The sequence below is a fragment of the Methanocella sp. MCL-LM genome, assembly GCF_049676595.1.
GTDB lineage: Archaea > Halobacteriota > Methanocellia > Methanocellales > Methanocellaceae > Methanocella_A.
The window spans coordinates 1,214,561-1,231,842 of the sequence record NZ_CP187259.1; the positions used below are offsets into that span (position 1 = coordinate 1,214,561).

The window sequence follows — 17,282 nt, forward strand, 5'->3', positions numbered from 1 at the left end:
GTTATCCCTGGATATCGCCATGAATGAATAAGCCCATGAGGTCGCAGCCATGTGCTACGTAGCGGCCGTTCTTCATGGATTCCTCATCGTAGCGCTTATTATTAGTGATATTATATCTACTGTCATATATAATATATGGGACAGGGTCGTAGGCGTGAGTCTTTGTAGCTAATGGTGTCGGGTGATCGGGCAGTACCATCATCCTGAACTCGTCTCTACCTGCCATGCCGGCCAGGATGGGCCGGATGAGTTTGTTGTCGAGATCTTCGATGGCCCTTATCTTGTCTTTCAGCCTGCCTTCGTGGGACATCTCGTCAGGGGCTTCCACGTGGACAAACACAAAGTCCTTGCTTTCGAGCGATTTCAGCGCATGGGCAGCTTTTGCGCCGTAGTCGGTGTCGAGGTACCCTGTGGCGCCCGGGACGTTGATTACTTCCAGACCGGCAAATACTCCCAGCCCTTTGATCAGGTCCACTGCGGATATGACGGCTCCGTCCAGCCCGTACCGGTCTTTGAAGGTCGGCATCGACGGCTTACGTCCCTGGCCCCACGGCCAGATGGAGTTAGCCGGCCTTTTACCCTCTGCGACTCTCTTCTTATTGATCGGGTGGTTGGCGAGCAGGTCTCTGGAGGCTTCGATCAATTCGATGATCTTCTCGCTGCCTTCGCCTTTTGGCAGGTTATCTTTCACCGGCTGGCCGACGACATCGTGGGGGGCCGTGCAGTTGATCCCGTCCGGGCAACCCTCGATAACCAGCAGGTGCCGGTAGCTGATGCCGGGGTAAAAGCGAGTGTCGGGTGTTCCGAGCTTGCTATCCAGGTACTTCATGAGCTCGGAGCTTTCCTGGGTGGTGATGTGGCCTGCGCTGTAGTCTATAATGTTATCATCGGCCGTGATCAGGTTACACCTGAAGGCTACGTCTGCAGGTTTAAGGGGTATGCCGATGCTGGCTGCCTCAAGAGGGCCTCTGCCTGTGTAGTACTTCAACGGATCGTAGCCCATGGCTGACAGGTTGGCGACATCGCTTCCTGCAGGCAGGCCGGCAATAGTCGTTTTTACCAGTCCGTACGTGGCCGAACGATCGGCAAGGTAGTCCATACACGGCTTGTTAGCGCTCCCGAGGGGCGTCTTACCGGACAGCTCGGGTATCGGGTAATCGGCCATCCCGTCGCCTAGAATTACAATGTATTTCATGGTACCAGTTCGTCAATCATTAGCCGGCTTAGTACAAATATATTTAGCGGTATAGCGTATATTCGTATAGTGCATATTATAGTATGCCAGATGATCCGTGTATAAATCGTTAGTCAATTGTCGTATGCAGTTAAGGGTATAATCGCCTGTGCGTCGAAATATCTGACTCTGCCAGTAGCCGGCGATTGGCGCATAATTTGTAATCGGCATACCGCATGTGAGTTATGTATAAAACCATGCTTTGTAAACGGATTTTTAACGTGCGAAAGACCAAAAAACTTTTATTAAGGTAATGACTAATGTATGTCCAATAATCCGTGTCTATGGATTAATTATCAAGCGATGTCAAGTTCGACATATGTCGAAGATGCGGCATATGGGCTGATAAAACAAGAATGTTTTATCGAGGCGTGATATCTGCAGTGAATATACACAACCATGGGAGGTTGAATTAATGAAGAACACTACTAAGGCAGTATTAATCGCCCTGGCGGTACTCGCGATCATCGCCATCACGATTGATGTAACTGCTGTCAAGCCAACCTACAACCAGACCCTGTACCAGGCTCCGGCAATGGGTACGGCACACCCCAGCCCGGGTGCTATTTCGGGCAGGTTAACCACTTCGAACACTAGCGCAGGACTGCCGCACGCATATGTTGCAGTCGTGGACGCGAACAACAACGCAATGGCGTACTATGTTGGCGAGTCTGACGCGAACGGTTTCTACCAGTTCCCCATCGTCAACAACACCTTCGGCTTAACGCTTGCCGGCACTGGCAACAACTACAGCCAGACCAACGGCAACGCCTACACCGCTGCATACAAGATCTACGCTAACCACAGCCTGTTCGGCGAGGGCTACTCCAACAGCTTCCCTGTTGAGGAGCGCTCCACTGCACCGGCTAACGTAGTCATTATCCCGCAGCCCGCCAAGATCGTTGTGACCGCTGAGAGGAACAACATCGCAGCAGACGACGCAGACAAGGTCAAGATCTACGCCTACGCAACTGATGCACTCGGCGACCCCGTCGCAGACGGCACCCTGATTGACTTCAAGGTCAACCAGACTCCGTGGGTTGCAAACCAGAACGGTTCGCTGAGCAGAGGCGGAAACTACGAGGGTGTACAGACCTTAACCAACGTCCCGACCAAGGGCGGCTGGGCAAACGTCACCTTCGGCTGGGTCAACGAGCTCTACGCTGGTAACAACTCCAGCATCATGGCTTACTACGGCGCAGACCCGTTAATCAACGGCTCGACCAGCATCTACTTCAACCCGACTCTCGCTTCCTGGTTCGGCAGCGTACAGGACAGCTTCGGCAAGCCCTATGGCGGCACCGTTGTGACCCTGCACCTGATGGGCAACCTGCAGGACGGCACTGCAGTCGAGTACTACAACATGACCACCACCGCATACGTGGACCTTCCGTACCCCGGCAGCTACGTCTTCGACAACATTGAGCTCAACAGCTCGATCACCTACGGATACGCAACTGCTCAGGCAGACATCGGTGACGGTGTTATCTACTACGGTACCTCTCAGAACTACTCGCTGAACAAGTCGAGGACCAGCTCGGGCTTCATCGTCCTGCACGTCCCGATGCCGGATGCAATCGAAGTTACGGCAGACCCGGACACCATCCTGGTCGGCGGTGACCAGTCGATCATCACTGCACAGCTGTTCCTGAATGGCAAGCCGTACAAGAGGAGCGGTGTGACCGTTACCTTCTTCGAGAACAACACCACGATCGCTTACCTGCCCTCGGTCAAGACCAACGTGACCAACAGCGCAGGCCAGGCAGCCATCATCCTGACGTCCAACGCGACCAAGGGCGATGTCATCGTGACCGGCTACACCAAGATCGGCATCAGCAGAAACCTGACTGACGACGCTCTCGTCCACGTAGTGGGCTGGGGTACGATCTCGGGCATGGTAACCGACAAGAACAAGAACGGTATCCCCAACGCGACTGTCAAGCTCTGGACCACCAAGTGGGCCAATGACACCCTCGAGAACCAGAAGCTCGTAAAGTCGCCCGAGAACCCGCAGTACACTGTCTCCAGACCGGAGATCGCAGCAATCGGTACGTACACCTACTACAGAGTCCCCTCTGGCGTCTACAACCTGACCGCTGAGAAGGCAGACTCCTCGGGCAACGTACACATGTGGTTCGCATGGGTCAACCTGACTGTCGGTACCGCAACCAACAACGTTGCACTGCCGGACTATGTAGTCCCGACTGTTGCAACCGCAACCCCGACCGCAGTAGTAACCCCGACTGCAACCGCAACCGCAACCGCTGTCCCAGTGACCCCGACCCCGACCCCGACTCCGGCCCCCGGCTTTGAGACGGTGTTCGCTCTCGCAGGCCTGCTCGGCGTTGCATACCTCATCATGAGGAAGGAGAACTAAACACTGAGATCCATGAGGGGATAAACATCCCCTCAACTTTTCTTTTTCGGGATAAAAATGTTAAAAACCCGTTATTCCAGTATTCTAATTATACTCATTATTCTCGCAATATTTACCTTAATCATACCAGTATCCTGCGCTTCCCAGTACGGGACCGTCCAGGGTAAAGTAGTGGACCGCTATGGAAATCCTATTTCTGGAGCTACCATTGTCATACAGGACGGAGAATGCCGCCCCGTAGGCTCTGTTCAAAGCCAGTCTGACGGCACTTACAGCTACAATCAGGTGCCAGTAGAGGGTGGCAGCGGTACCTTTAGAATCGCTGCAACGCTGGACAAGGATGATGTGCACTTAATGGAGAATACCGCTTTCTTCATGATATATCCTCTAAAAACCACCTCTCAGGATGTCCGTTTTTACTCTTACCCTGCGAGTGGAGTCGGCACACTATATGGTGTCGTATCGTCCAGTAAGGATATGATCGAAGAACTGGACGGAGTTGTCTACCTCAACAACGGCATGTACACCATCTACGAGGGTAACAAATACGGTCAGTGGTCGTTTACGATACCTGCAGGTGATTACACCATCTGGGCTGAACGCAACAAGAATTTGACCACTTACAAATCGCAGAATTATACAGTCCACGTTCCGAGCGACGATAATGCTTACCAGCTTATCTATATGCCTATGAAAGAGCAGGCTCCTTACCACGTACAGCCTACTGTACAGAGAAATGTAGTATATGGACAGGTTACCCAGAAGAATGGTCAGCCTCTCACAGGAGCAACTGTTGAGCTCTGCAAGTATGTTACCGGTGGGCTGGAAGTAGTTGACTCAATGAAGACAAACTCGAGCGGTGACTACTGTTTTTACAACGTCAACGTTCGATCAGTATCGGAAAAATTCATTGTTAAGGTCTCGTGGGAGCTGAACGGAGAGGTCCACGAACAGTCCAGTGCTCCCTTTGATGTTTACTACCCCAATACAATTGGCAAGAAACACGAGCACAACATCCCGGTTTGCATGAATGTGGCCAGCAATGGTAACCTGAATATCCGGACCAGCCCTCAGGGTGCTCGCATCCTGGTAGATGGTATGGACACTGGTAAACTGACACCATGTGAGATCCAGGATATTCCCGCAGGGAAGCATACAGTAACCTTAACTCTGGATGGTTACTATAACGACACGTCTGATGTTACCATCCAGCCGGATAAAATTCTTAATATGAATCGTACTCTGGCGATCAATACCGGCTCGATAACGATTAATGTTCAGCCTCGGGATGCGAAGATTTACCTGAATGATAAGTACGCAGGTACCGGGTCTGTCAGCCTGCCCAAAGCCGCCGCAGGTAAGTACGACTTCAAAGTCGTCAGGGATGAATACCAGGAAGAGGCCGGAAGCTTTGACCTTATCGCAGGCAGACAGGTAGAAAAATCTTTCGAGATGGTTGCAGTCCCTTCGTTGAGCCTGACTTATATCAGCTATTTGCTTAGCAACATGATTAGTTCCCTTGCCAGCATCTTATAGGGACGATCATACTTTTCTTAGCGCGATTCGGATAATTCTTAAATATGATTATTTGCAACTAATGTTTCATGCAAATGATCGAGATCGACGGCTCCTACGGAGAAGGCGGAGGTCAGATTCTCCGCTCAGCTGTGGCCGTATCTGCGATCACGGGCACAGCAGTTAAAATTGTAAACATCCGTAAAAACAGGCCTCGTCCGGGTCTTAGCATTCAGCATATTAAATCGATCGAGTTAGTAGGCCAGATGGCCGGTGCCACTATCGAAGGACTTTCACCCGGCTCCACGGCAATCAGTTTTACCCCTTCGAAGATTGGCGGAGGCAACTATTCTCTGGACATTGGTACGGCGGGTAGCATTTCTCTCGTGTTGCAAAGCGTAACTCCTGTCGCAGCTTTCGCACCTTCGCCCGTGTCTATTAAAATCGTTGGCGGCACAGACGTACGCTGGTCTCCGACTATCGACTACTTTAAGCACGTAACTTTGCCTGCGCTTGGCATGTTCGGTTTTCGAGGAAGCCTGAGCCTCCAGAGTCGTGGGTTCTTCCCTGTCGGCGGCGGTTGTGTCACTGTTGATATCGAGCCGGCAGACCTCCGGGGCGCTGTGCTGGACGAGCACAAAGATGGGCCTGTTAAAGGCGTATCTGCAACTTCTAACCTGCCACCTCACGTATCCCGGAGGCAGGAAGGCGCTGCCAGAAAATACCTGGAGAGCGTCGGTATGGAAGTCGGAGAAATTGCGCTGGATATCCGAAACGACCTCTCGACCGGATCAAGCATCACCCTGTTCAGCGGTTTCCACGGTGGCAGCGCTCTTGGGGAACGAGGCCTGCCTGCCGAGAAAGTTGGAACTGAAGCCGCCATCAACCTGGCGAACTGTTTAGAGTCGGGAGCAGCGGTCGACCCCTTTTTATGCGATCAGCTCGTCACCTTCATGGCTCTGTCAAAAGGCTCTTCCAGAATCACCACAAGTAGCGTTACCTCTCACGCCGTAACTAACATGTGGATAATGGAGAAAATGACGGGCCGCAGGTTTACTGTGGAGAAAAACAGGAATATAATAATCCAGTCAGTATGACTGGCCAGTCATTCTGACTGGCTTTATCCTATCTGTAAAAATTCCGACGGTATCTGGTATGTCAGGCAAACAGGGCCTGCGTCGAGTATTTCGATGCCGCTTTCTCTCGCTTTCTTAGCATCAACCTCGATGATCACCGGGTGCTCGGTCCTGATACAGGCGACCTTTACCGCTTCTTCGATACTCTTGCTCAGGTGGACGAAGTGCTGGTTTACCGGCTTCAGCCCGATCTCCAGGATTCTGTCGGCTTCTTCTTCACTTGTGCCATAATACAGCATGTCCCCATCGTACTCAGGGTAATCCGGCTTTATGTTTACCGAGTGTCCGTACCTGGCTCTTACTCTGTCTCCCTTTCGCTCATACCGGCCCTTGTCATCGGTCTTAAACATGGCGTCGACGTGGAACGATCTTGCCCACTCGTACTTGCGCTCGATGACCTTAGTCAGTTCGCTTAAGCTGACCCAGCCATGTTCGTCCATGTCCAGGCCCAGGTCTGCGGGGAAATGCCTCAGTGCGCCGGATATGATCTTGCCGAGCTTTTCCGCCTTATAGCCCGATAGCACAAATCTTCCCGGGTTCCCGCACGTACACTCGTGCCCCCTGAAATACCCATGCACCGGACACTGCTTGATCTCGCCTGGCTGTTCTTTGTTTTCCATGATGACACCTGGTATGATCCCTCTACTCGGGATATAATATACATTTGATAGCGTTGATTTAAAATATACTTTATGATTTTGCGCTTGTAAAGTAAATACTTTGATATCTCCTCTAACCGGCCTGTATACAATCTTTAAATACCAAAACGAACTCAATAATAGCAGCTGTCTTCTGATCGTATTTGCGACAGGGTCGGCTGGTGAAAACATATGGTAATTGACCGTATTATCGACCAGTGCTCCAGAGCGCTGGGCTTTCTAATTGAATGTTTCAAGATGATCCTGGAGGAGCCCAAGCTCCTGGTACCCTCGCTACTGTCGGTATTCTTCGGGTTTATCATGAGCCTGGTGATCATCGTCCCGTTCGTCTTCATGAACCTGTTCGGCAAGCTGGGGTTCTACGCCTTCGGAGGCGCAGTCCTGATCCTGCTGTTCGTGAGCTACGCTTTCAGCTACTTCTTTATGGGAGCGTCATCCTATGCCGTCTATCAGCATATTAAGCAGGGCAGATCATCTCTTAGCGACGCTTTCAGCCGGGCCTTTTCCTGCATAGTGACGTTGCTGCTCCTTGCGGCCACAGCCGCCGTCATCCAGATGATCGTCAACATGCTGAAGAACTCCTCTAAAAACAAGGGTTTCCTGTTAAACATGATCGGCTCCCTCGCAGCCGACGTGCTCCGCGAAGGCTGGGACATCGCCGTCCGGCTCCTTGTGCCGGTAGCAGTCATCGCAGGCCTCGGATACGTGGACTCCCTCAAGAAAGCGTTCGACATCGTCAAGAACAACGTGGTCATCATAGGCGTGGGCGAAATCAGCATCCGCATCCTGACGGGCATCATCGGCTTCGTTGGTGTGCTGCTATCTATCTTCGCCGCCATCGGGCTATTCTTCATCCTGTCCGGCCTTAGCTTCCTGCTCGCGCTGGCCATCGCAGTACCCGTCGCCTTCGTCGGCATCTCGCTGGTCTCGACGCTGAACCTGTTCATCCGCACCTCCTACTACACCATGCTGTACGTCTGGGCAGAAGAGCGGAACGTTCAGAGTTCGGCTGGAGGAGCAGCACAATCCGTGCCTGCGCCGCTGCACAATGCCTTCGGGATCTAAAGTCCCGGGGGTCCTCAATTTTATTTTGTTTGTTGTACGCTGCGCTGTGCTTCAACACGAAGGACACGAAGGTCACCGAGGTCACGAAGGTTTATCAAGGTCACAGGGGGTTCGTGTTCAAGGGCACTATCCTTCGTGACCTTAATTAACCTTAGTGTCCTCCGTGTCCTTTGTGCCCGTCGTGTTAAAGCACAGCGCAGCGTACCCTTGTTTTTAATAATGGTTAAGAAAAAGATTTGGCGATAGCCTCAACTGATCTGGCCAGCAGGTCGATTTCTTCCATAGTACTATAGCACGCGAAAGATGCTCTCGCCGAGCCTGCGATGCATAGCCTTGCCAGTGCCGTCTGGGCGCAGTGCTGGCCGCTGCGGACGCAGATCTTCTTCGTCTCGTCCAGAATCATGGCCACATCGTGCGGGTTGACGTTCTCCACGTTGAACGATGTCAGGGAGACCCTGTTGTCCGGTCCGTATAGCTCCACCTGGGGAATCTCGGACAGGCGCTTTGCACATTCCCTGGCCAGCTTGCTGACGTGGGACTCGATGTTCTCTATGCCGAGGGCTTTTACGTATTCGACACCCCTGCCGAGGCCTATCACGCCCGGTATATTGGGGGTCCCGTACTCGAACCTCGACGGGATTTCATCGAAAGTGAACGAATCGACGGTCACTTTCTGCACTGTCCCTCCGCCCACGAACATCGGCTGAAGCTTTTCAGGCTCCTTCACGTAAAGTATGCCAGTGCCCTGGGGGCCCAGCAGCCCTTTATGGCCCGGCATAGCGGCGAAGTCGCAGCCAATCTCTCCCAGGTTCAGCGGCATCTCTCCCGCGGATTGAGCTGCATCCACCAGCAACATTACGCCGTGCTTTTTCGCTATCTTCGCCACGGCCTGGATATCCTGGGCTGCGCCGAAGAAGTTGGAAACATGCGTGACAGCGATGAGCCTTGTCCTGTCAGTTATCGCCTTCTCGATCGCCTCCGGGGGAACCATTCCCTCCATGTCGGAATCGACGACTGTGACGTCCACTCCCTTTTCCCTGAGCCTGATCCAGGGCAGGAGGTTGCTGTGGTGCTCGATCACAGTCGTAATGATGTGATCACCCTTTTTCCAGTCCAGCCCCCAGGCTACCATGTTGATGCTTTCCGTGGTGTTTCTCGTGAAAATGGTGTTCCTGGGTTTTATCCCGAAGAACCCGGCGACGGCTTCCCGGGCATCCTCGTACTTCTCCGTCGTGCGCCTGGAGAGCCTGTGCGCTCCCCTGCCGTAGTTCCCGCAGTAGCGGGTGAAATACTCCTGTACTGCCTCTGCCACCTGCACCGGCTTCTGGCTGGTTGCAGCGCTATCCAGGTAAACGACTTCTCTCAGGACCGGAAAGTCCTCTCTGATCCGGTAAACATCATACATCTGCTATTGCCTCAAAAGAAACCGGGGCTTTCTTAGCCCCCGGACACCACTCTCATCACATCGATGGTGCCGCTTTCGACCGCGGAGTCAAAAGCCACTGGCACGCCATTTTTAAAAACTACCACTGTCTCAGGGTTGATCTTCAGCTCGTTCAGCAGATCAAAGTAACTGCTGCCCTCGGGCAGATCGACCTCTTGCCGGGCTTTACGTCCGGCATGTACTACCACTGTAACTTGCACTACACCCACCGTTTAGCCTTATACTCCCTCTCGCTTGCGCAGCCCGGACGTAACCCTTTCCTCCGGTGGCGAAGTTTCTTTATCAAAATCCTCGCGCAGCTTGTCAGGATCTGCCAGATCTTCGGCGTTTTCATCGAGGAATTTCATGTCGCGCTCTTGCTGCTTTTCAGTCCCCTTTCTCTCGACGTCCCGCTTTTTGAACTTTCCAGGCATGCGAATCACTACACTTAATATATGACACGGTATGAATAATTAGTTTACGCAGTTATAGTCATTATTGAAACATATTATACGGTCCGGCAGGTCCTGGACGCTGCCGGACCGTATAAGAAGTTTCACAAAGGACTATCAGTATACGGAAGCACCGCCAGCAGGCCGGATGATTCCCGGGCCAGCCCGCGGCATAACTTTTAAATACTCTGCGCATGTAAAAGGAAGTCGGAATTTACCCGGAAGCCGAGGTACTCTAACGGTAAGGGACTGGTCTCGAAAACCAGCGGTCGCAAGGCCTTAGGAGTTCAAGTCTCCTCCTCGGCGCTCAATTGTTTTGAAGGGCTCCCGGGGGACTTTTTCAAAAGTCACCCTGGGTTTCGACACCGAAGTAAGCCCGAAGGGCATTTTTAAAGCGATGTTTTTGAGGGGGTGACGAGGGGGGCTTTTTACAAAAAGCCCCCCTAACACCAGTCCTAAGTAACTTTTAAGGAGTAACTAAAAAGCCCTTGTACATCAATCCTTAACAACATAAAAAAAGCCGAAACCTTGGCTATTATAATTTACTTCTTCGCTATCGTAATCATCCCTGTCCCGAACAGGGCAAGTAACACTACTATTGCGATGACTACAATACTTCCGGCCGCTGGCAGTCCATATCCAGTTAGCAAGCCGTCTACTGTGGTAATAACGTTGATCGTATACAGAGTGCCTATCAGGTATCCTGCTGCGAGCAGGCAGATCGCTGCCAGCAACACGTTGGGGAGAGAAAGCTGTGGTTCCCTGGCTCTTACCGGCGCTGCCGTACGCTTCGGCGCTACCGATGCCTCCCGTTCCCGCCTGATCTCATCGAGCTCCTTCATCATGCGCTCTTTCTTGATCTCGTCCAGCTCTTTGCGCATCATGTCCGCCTTGATGTCTGCGAGCTCCTGCCTGAATGCCTGCACCTCATCGGTGCTCAGCTCCTTATCTCCCGCCATATCAGTATCCCTCGAACAGCAGATCTAACGATGGCTGCGGCCTTTTACCTTTCTCTACTTTCAGTTCTATCACGGCTTCGTTTCCCCGGGCCAGGGCCTCCACAAGGCTGCGATCCAAACGGGCGGCAGGCTTGTCGGCGTTGACCATGACTGTCCGCCCGCAGATGTAGTCGCTTACTCTGAAGACCATGCTGCTGCTGTCGGTAAAAGTCAGCCGGGCCGAGCCCCAGCCTTTGACGACGTCCGTGTAGCCGGCGCAGGTGATCGTGGCGGTGATCACTGCGTCTTCATCCGTAGCGGCTTTTTTGAATTCTTCGCCGAGTGTGGCAGCGCCTTTGTCAGCACCGACAGCGATGATACAGTCCGCAGTCGGGGAAATCTCGGGGTCCCGGGTGACCTCAAAGGTGGACGAGTGCAGGGCTGTCACGTTGCAGTGTCCGCGCGCAAAGACTGTCTCGGCCGTCATTGTGGCTACATATTGCATACGCAGGCTATAAGTATTCTGTTTGCCCATAGATCAGACAGGAGAAGATTATGAATAAGATCGAGATCGCGGAGGCAGTTTGTCCTTCGTGCAGCCCGGACGAGCCTACGGCGCACGTCATTCTGAAAAAAGGCGGGCTGGTCAAGTGCGAGGAATGCGGCTATGTGCATGCTATTCCAGTCCAGAAGAAAAAGCTTATCAAGCTCAGAGTAATCGTGAGCCGCCAGGATAAGTCCTCAGTTCAGTTTATCGAAGTGGACGAGGATGACATTATCCATATTGGCGACGAGTTCGTCGTCGAGTCGGAAGACGAAGTGAGCGGCGTACGGGTTCAGTCCATCGAGACGAAGACCAAGGCACGGCCTGAAGCGGCACCTGCCAGCGAGATCGACACGCTATGGGCCCGCACCATAGACGACGTCATCGTCAAGATCGCGGTGCAGGAAGGCCCGATCACCGAGTCTGTCAACTATAAGGTGACGGGCGACCACGAGTTCGACATCGGCGGCACCATCAAGCTCAAAGGCTACGATGTCGTGGTCGTGAGCATCAAGACGCGCGACGGCGCCCACGCAAAGCGTGAAGGCCAGTTCGTCAAAGCCAAGGACGTGAAGCGCATCTATTCGAGGATCTTATCGCGGGAGCGGCCGACCGGCCGCGGCGGGGGGTTCAAGCTACGATCGAGGAAGGCATACCGTGGGACAGGCGACGAAGAAGCCTGATAGATCTGCTCCGGCGTGAAGGAGCCGGCGACCGGGTACTCCAGGCCATGGACCGAGTACCCCGGGAGCAGTTCATGCCCGAAAACGTACGGCCGGATGCATACGAGGATACCCCTCTGTACATCGGCCACAACCAGACGATTTCTGCCCCCAGCATGGTAGCGGCCATGTGCCAGCTGCTGGACATCCCCGAAGGGTGCAAAGTGCTCGAGATCGGCACCGGCATGGGCTACCACGCGGCCGTCATGGCCGAACTGGCCGGCCCTGCCGGCACTGTTTTTACCGTCGAGCGCATCCCCGAGCTGGCCGACCAGGCACGCACTGTATTAAGCAAGCTCGGCTACGACAACGTCAAAGTCTTCTTGCGCGATGGCACCGAAGGCCTGCCCGACTTCGCCCCCTACGACCGCATCAGCGTCGCCGCAGCCGCCCCGGACATACCCAAGCCACTCGTCGAGCAGCTCAACGACCCCGGGCGCCTCGTCATCCCCGTAGGCCGCTACTTCCAGCAGCTCATGCTCGTCGAAAAAAGAGGCGGCCACGTCATCACCACCGACAAGGGCGGCGTAGCGTTCGTGCCCCTGCTGGGAAAGTATGGGTTCAAAGGGTACTAGACAGTCCGGGTGGTTAATTGAACCACGGCGGCACGGCTCCTTGTCATGATAACTGGAAAATAGAGGTTCTAACCACGGCGGCACGGCGGCACGGGGACAATTCGTGAAACGATTGCTGGATGGTTATTTGAACCACGGCGGCACGGCGGCACGGGGACAACCTGTACCCGAATAGCAAGGCTTCTTTTTATTGATTCACGGCGGCACGGCGGGCTGACGGCACGGAGACTAATATATTTTACTTCTTACGGCTATCGATCGAATGTCAGGCTGAAACGATTCGATAGTAAGCTTATGGTTAATGATCTGTCTTGGTGTCGCCGTGGACAAAAAAGGAGTTCACTTTTACCGGTTCACCACTGTCTCTGTGTCGCCGTGCCGCCGTGGTTTAAACACCTGCTCCCCAGTTGCCAGGATAAAGAGCAGTGCCGCCGTGGTTTTATTTACCACTGGCTTGTCGTGGAACGCCCTGTCTTTGTGTCGCCGTGCCGCCGTGGTTCAAATATTTGATCTACAGTTGTCAGGCTAAAGAGCCGTGCCGCCGTGGTTAGAAAATTTAATCTTGTTATCGTATCTAGTGCATTCTCCGTGCCGCTGTGCCGCCGTGGTTTCAGTTACCATCCGGCAGGTCGTAGTTCGCGGTCGTCTCTGTTTTTGCTGTGGTGTATATGTCCCATAACTGCTGTGCCACATTAGTCGACCTACTCAAAGCCTGCCTGTATCCCGGCCGAGCCACGGAATACGCTTTTATCCGCCCCTGTAAATCTTCGTATTGTGCGGAGTGTGCCTGAGTGGACGTCGATCTGTTTTACGTGCCTGGGTGTGAGCAGTTTAAGGATCTGGTCTCGAGGAAGATCGCTGGCACCTTCGGCGTCCGGGTGAAGGACCGGGGTATTCTTCCGGCCTACGATCGGGCCTATAATCCGCTGCGCAGGCAGTATGATGCCTACATCTTGCTCGATTACCTGGTCAGGTGCATCGTGTCGGATACCGCCGTGTGGATCGTCGACCGGGACATGTACTGCGAGAACCTGAACTTCGTGTTCGGGCTGGCTATGTACCATATAGCTGCGGTTGTATCCACTTACCGGGTGCCCTCGGCGGAGATGGTGGCCAAGGAGGCTGTCCACGAGGCGGGCCACGTGATGGGACTGCAGCACTGTAAGAACCGGTGTGTCATGCGGTATTCAGAATCGCTGGAGGACGCGCTGGACAAGCCCTCCGAGCTGTGCCTCAGCTGTAAAAAAGCCCTTGACCGCAAGGTAGTTGAGCCCGGACTGCAAATGTAGTGCCGGAGGCAGACGAACCTTGGAAGGTAAAGGCACATATACGCTTATCCTGCAGCTTAAGGAAGGCCGCAAGCTCCGCGTGGGCGCGCTGGGCGAGATCTATTTTGAAGAAGGCTTCTATGCCTACACCGGCTCCGCGCTCGGCGCAGGGGGCTTCGCCCGGATTAAGAGGCACCTCGAAGTCGCCGCGGGCAACAACGGCACCAGAAAGTGGCACATCGACTACCTGCTGCCCCACTCCGACGTTCTCCAGACCGTGACTTCCGTCAGGCCCGAATGCAGCGTGGCCTCCGGAATAGACGCAGTCCTGCCCAGGATAGCAGGCTTCGGCTGCAGCGACTGCCGCTGCCAGTCTCACCTCCATTACTCGAGAACTCTGGACTCTATGGTCAAGGCGGTGCGCAAGGCACACAGGGTTTAAGCATTTACATCCCAGAGCTGCGCAATCATAAAGGCACGAATATTCGCCGCAAAGGCGCACAGGTGCAAAGCTTTTTTGAACCGCAAAGGCGCAAAGACGCAAAGAACTGATTCTGTATTTTAATCAGATTATTATTTACTCATCTTAGCGTCTTTGCGCCTTTGCGGTTGATACTTATCAGAATCTTCTTTGCTTCTTTGCGCCTTTGCGGTTAATTTTTTACCGACTGTCTTTGTTTACGATTTCGTGCCAATAAACGATTTTTTTCAATTAAATAGCGATCGCAGTATTTGCGCTTAAAGAAAAATATATATGCATATAATTACTTTTATTAGTGGGGATGTGATTGGTAGCGTCAATCGCTATAGTGGAAGATGAGCCTGAGCTCAGATCGTTGTACTGTCTTGCGTTGAAATCCCGGGGCTACTCGGTTTCGTTTACCGCGTCCGGCGTAGAGGAGGCTGTCAGGGCTTACGAGGCTTCGCTGGAGAAGCCTTCTCTGGTTATCATGGACGTTCGTCTGGTGGATGGAACGGGCTTTGACGCCGCGGAGAAGATTGCCCTGGCTAACCCTGAGGCCCGCTTTCTCTTTGCCACCGCTGATGCAGATGTGGTGAGCAGCATGGTTGTCAGTGGTATGACTGGCGTGTTGCAGAAGCCGTTTTCTCTGAAAGAGATGCTGGATTCTATCGGCATGGCTCTGGCTTCGCGCCACTCTCATGTCTGGCCTTATCCTGGCCACTGCTGTTAAGCTGCTCAGGCATGGAAGACTGAGGTAAGCCCGGGCATCCGGGCGATACTGCTGTACGTCAGGGTGGCGAGCTTTCCGAGGGCATCGGATTTGTGCAGGCCGCAGCAGACTTCCAGCGCCGGGTCGAACTTGGCTTTGTAGGCGTTGAGCCTCTTGGTTTCCGTGCCCCAGTTCTCTACGACGCGGAGCCCTGCTTCTTTAGCTCTTTTGATATGTTCCCAGTTGAGGTATTCTACCGGGCTGCCGCAGTTGCCCGCCCTGCCGTACATCCAGAACAGCAGTCTGTCTTTGTACTCCACGTTCACCTGCATGGCCACAGGAGTGCCTTCGCTGTACATCGTGTACATCTTCACGTTATCCGGGAAAGTGGCCAGGATTTCTTTCAGGTATTCGGGCGACTGGTTGTGGAAAAATGTATTCCCTTCCTTATCCAGCGCCCGCCTCATGATGGTGAAAAAGGCGTCCACGTCGCCGGAGGGCTTGATTTCGACGTGTTTATCGTCCCAGTATCTGATCGTCTGCTTGCAGGTCTTGCTCATGTTACTCCATAACTCGTCCAGCGGCCTGCTTAGATCGATCGTATACGTGTACCCCAGGTCAACGCTGTACCCCAGGTTCCGGAACTCTCGCAGGTCGGTAAGCCCCGGGGCCATTGACAGAAATATGTGGTTCGGGGATTCCGCCGATATCGCCTCGTCGACGCCCTTTGCTATGAGATCAAGGTATGGCTCTCTCTTATGCTGCTTCATCCTGGAGTACTCGCTGTCCGGGATGAAGCCCAGGTACGGGATGTACGCAACTGCCTGCTGCGGCGCAGAATAGACGAGCTTTAGCCCGCTCTTTTTTCTCGTGAAGATCGGCAGGACGCAGGAGAGGTGCTCCCCCTTGTAGATGCCGTAGGGGACAAGCCGGTAACCGCTGTACTTCTGGATAACCTTCAGGAATTTCCACCGGTGGAACAGGGTACCATAAGGGCTGTTTTCTACGAACTTATCCCATGTTGTCTCATCGTCGATTATTCTGGCAGGCATGTCTGATCATCCGGTCTGGCAATATTCGATTAAAACACGACAATAAGCATATTATATAATTGTATTTATATTTAATGGGCGGCTGAGACAGAAGCTCAGCCTGTCCGGTAGTTTAGACCTTGATAATGGAGCTGAGCACCGGCACCCGGGTAACACCGTTGAAGGTCATGGTTGCCAGCTTACCGATACCGTCGGTTTTTCTGACTATGCAGGTCATCCCCAGCGACGGGTTGAACTTGGACTTGAAGTTGCAGAGGCGCCTCTGCTCTGTCCCCCAGTTCTCGGCGACCTTTATGCCTCGCCTGCTGGCATCCTTGAGCTGCTCCCACACAAAGCACTCTCCGCAGTCGTACTTATCGCTGGCAGAGCCTGCCATCCACATAAGTAGCCTGCCCTTGTACTCGATTGTCACGCTGATGTAGAGGGGCGTTTCCTCCTCGTACAGGGCGTTCATCTTCACGTTCTCCGGGAACGCCTCCTTGATCTCTTTGACGTACTCCGGGCTCTGGGTGTGGAAGAATGTCTGGCCTTCGCTTGCAAGGACCGCTTTCATCACCTCGAAAAATCGATCAACGTCGTCGTACTGCTTAAACTGCAGGGCTTTAGCTTTAAGGTCCTTGATGTCTTTCCGGCAGGTGCTGGTCAGGCTGCTCCACAACTCTTCTTCCGTGCGCTCGAGGTTCATCAGGTATGTGTAGCCAAGGTCCACTGTGTATCCCGACCACCTGAACGGCCGCATGTCAGTGCACCCGGGTACCGGGAAGATAGAGGTATAGTTAGGTGCCAGCCTGGCGATCTCCTCGTTGATATCGCGGGTGATGTCACTGGTGAAGGCTTCTTTCTTGTGCTGCTTCCATGCGTCAAACTCTCTGCTCAGCACGTAGCCCAGGTAAGGTACGTAGAGTATCGACTGCCGCGGGGGAGAGGCAACAAAGCGTAATCCTTTATCCGCCCTGTAAAACAGGGGAAACAAGCATGCTAGCTCTTTACCTTTGTATATACCGTAGGGCAGCAATTTGTAACGGCTGTACTTCTCCATGATCTTCAGGAATTTCCACCTGTGAAAGAGGGTACCATAGGGACTGCTGTCAACAAATCTGTCCCAGACATCTTCATCGTTTATCAGCGTAGCTGGCATACTTGATCACCT

The 17,282-nt window shown here is 53.4% G+C and carries 18 protein-coding genes and 1 tRNA gene; 10 read left to right on the forward strand and 9 right to left on the reverse strand.

Annotated features, from left to right (window positions below; translation table 11 throughout):
* Position 1: 1 nt before the first annotated feature.
* Complete coding sequence (locus ACPLPM_RS06075; RefSeq protein WP_424359351.1) at positions 2–1,195, reverse strand: cofactor-independent phosphoglycerate mutase; 1,194 nt, start codon at positions 1,193–1,195, stop codon at positions 2–4.
* Positions 1,196–1,649: 454 nt separating this feature from the next.
* On the opposite strand from ACPLPM_RS06075, the gene ACPLPM_RS06080 reads away from it, so the two are divergent.
* The 3 genes from ACPLPM_RS06080 (at position 1,650) to rtcA (ending at position 6,223) form a co-directional block, all read left to right on the forward strand.
* Entirely contained in the window at positions 1,650–3,611 is a 1,962-nt protein-coding gene (locus ACPLPM_RS06080; protein WP_424359352.1) for a PGF-CTERM sorting domain-containing protein, read from the forward strand.
* A gap of 57 nt (positions 3,612–3,668) precedes the next feature.
* Positions 3,669–5,147 (forward strand): carboxypeptidase regulatory-like domain-containing protein, encoded by a 1,479-nt coding sequence (locus ACPLPM_RS06085; RefSeq protein ID WP_424359353.1) that lies wholly within the window; start codon positions 3,669–3,671, stop codon positions 5,145–5,147.
* A gap of 74 nt (positions 5,148–5,221) precedes the next feature.
* A complete protein-coding gene (rtcA, locus tag ACPLPM_RS06090) occupies positions 5,222–6,223 on the forward strand; it encodes an RNA 3'-terminal phosphate cyclase (RefSeq protein WP_424360042.1) in 1,002 nt (333 codons plus the stop codon).
* A gap of 23 nt (positions 6,224–6,246) precedes the next feature.
* Here rtcA and ACPLPM_RS06095 read toward each other — a convergent pair whose 3' ends face one another.
* Complete coding sequence (locus tag ACPLPM_RS06095; RefSeq protein WP_424359354.1) at positions 6,247–6,882, reverse strand: RNA 2'-phosphotransferase; 636 nt, start codon at positions 6,880–6,882, stop codon at positions 6,247–6,249.
* A gap of 210 nt (positions 6,883–7,092) precedes the next feature.
* Here ACPLPM_RS06095 and ACPLPM_RS06100 point away from each other — a divergent pair, with 210 nt between their 5' ends.
* On the forward strand, positions 7,093–7,986 hold the full coding sequence (locus tag ACPLPM_RS06100) for a DUF6159 family protein (RefSeq protein ID WP_424359355.1): 894 nt from the start codon (positions 7,093–7,095) through the stop codon (positions 7,984–7,986).
* 223 nt (positions 7,987–8,209) lie between these two features.
* Here the strand turns inward: ACPLPM_RS06100 and ACPLPM_RS06105 are convergent, their stop codons facing one another.
* The 3 genes from ACPLPM_RS06105 to ACPLPM_RS06115 are packed head-to-tail and all read right to left on the reverse strand — an operon-like array spanning position 8,210 to position 9,843.
* Positions 8,210–9,391, reverse strand: a complete 1,182-nt coding sequence (locus ACPLPM_RS06105; protein WP_424359356.1) for a cysteine desulfurase — start codon at positions 9,389–9,391, stop codon at positions 8,210–8,212.
* Positions 9,392–9,423: 32 nt separating this feature from the next.
* Positions 9,424–9,630, reverse strand: coding sequence for a MoaD/ThiS family protein (locus ACPLPM_RS06110; RefSeq protein WP_424359357.1), 207 nt, complete (start codon positions 9,628–9,630; stop codon positions 9,424–9,426).
* A gap of 18 nt (positions 9,631–9,648) precedes the next feature.
* Positions 9,649–9,843, reverse strand: a complete 195-nt coding sequence (locus ACPLPM_RS06115; protein WP_424359358.1) for a hypothetical protein — start codon at positions 9,841–9,843, stop codon at positions 9,649–9,651.
* Positions 9,844–10,085: 242 nt separating this feature from the next.
* Here ACPLPM_RS06115 and ACPLPM_RS06120 point away from each other — a divergent pair.
* Positions 10,086–10,167 (forward strand) — tRNA-Ser (locus ACPLPM_RS06120).
* A 236-nt stretch (positions 10,168–10,403) separates the two neighbouring features.
* Here ACPLPM_RS06120 and ACPLPM_RS06125 read toward each other — a convergent pair.
* On the reverse strand, positions 10,404–10,820 hold the full coding sequence (locus ACPLPM_RS06125) for a hypothetical protein (RefSeq protein ID WP_424359359.1): 417 nt from the start codon (positions 10,818–10,820) through the stop codon (positions 10,404–10,406).
* A 1-nt stretch (position 10,821) separates the two neighbouring features.
* Entirely contained in the window at positions 10,822–11,286 is a 465-nt protein-coding gene (locus ACPLPM_RS06130) for a DUF371 domain-containing protein (RefSeq protein ID WP_424359360.1), read from the reverse strand.
* A 68-nt stretch (positions 11,287–11,354) separates the two neighbouring features.
* Here ACPLPM_RS06130 and ACPLPM_RS06135 point away from each other — a divergent pair, with 68 nt between their 5' ends.
* The 5 genes from ACPLPM_RS06135 (at position 11,355) to ACPLPM_RS06155 (ending at position 15,101) form a co-directional block, all read left to right on the forward strand.
* Positions 11,355–12,026 carry an HVO_0476 family zinc finger protein gene (locus ACPLPM_RS06135; RefSeq protein ID WP_424359361.1) on the forward strand — a complete coding sequence of 224 codons (672 nt, stop codon included), beginning with the start codon at positions 11,355–11,357 and terminating at the stop codon, positions 12,024–12,026.
* Positions 11,996–12,640, forward strand: a complete 645-nt coding sequence (locus ACPLPM_RS06140; protein WP_424360043.1) for a protein-L-isoaspartate O-methyltransferase — start codon at positions 11,996–11,998, stop codon at positions 12,638–12,640. Before ACPLPM_RS06135 ends, ACPLPM_RS06140 begins: the two co-directional genes overlap by 31 nt.
* Positions 12,641–13,431: 791 nt before the next feature.
* A complete protein-coding gene (locus ACPLPM_RS06145; protein ID WP_424359362.1) occupies positions 13,432–13,929 on the forward strand; it encodes a peptidase in 498 nt (165 codons plus the stop codon).
* 19 nt (positions 13,930–13,948) lie between these two features.
* A complete protein-coding gene (locus ACPLPM_RS06150; RefSeq protein WP_424359363.1) occupies positions 13,949–14,350 on the forward strand; it encodes a GIY-YIG nuclease family protein in 402 nt (133 codons plus the stop codon).
* Between the two features lie 346 nt (positions 14,351–14,696).
* Positions 14,697–15,101 (forward strand): response regulator, encoded by a 405-nt coding sequence (locus tag ACPLPM_RS06155; RefSeq protein WP_424359364.1) that lies wholly within the window; start codon positions 14,697–14,699, stop codon positions 15,099–15,101.
* A gap of 5 nt (positions 15,102–15,106) precedes the next feature.
* Here ACPLPM_RS06155 and ACPLPM_RS06160 read toward each other — a convergent pair whose 3' ends face one another.
* Both ACPLPM_RS06160 and ACPLPM_RS06165 read right to left on the reverse strand, forming a co-directional pair.
* A complete protein-coding gene (locus ACPLPM_RS06160) occupies positions 15,107–16,132 on the reverse strand; it encodes a GNAT family N-acetyltransferase (protein WP_424359365.1) in 1,026 nt (341 codons plus the stop codon).
* A gap of 112 nt (positions 16,133–16,244) precedes the next feature.
* Positions 16,245–17,270 (reverse strand): GNAT family N-acetyltransferase, encoded by a 1,026-nt coding sequence (locus ACPLPM_RS06165; RefSeq protein ID WP_424359366.1) that lies wholly within the window; start codon positions 17,268–17,270, stop codon positions 16,245–16,247.
* Positions 17,271–17,282 lie beyond the last annotated feature (12 nt).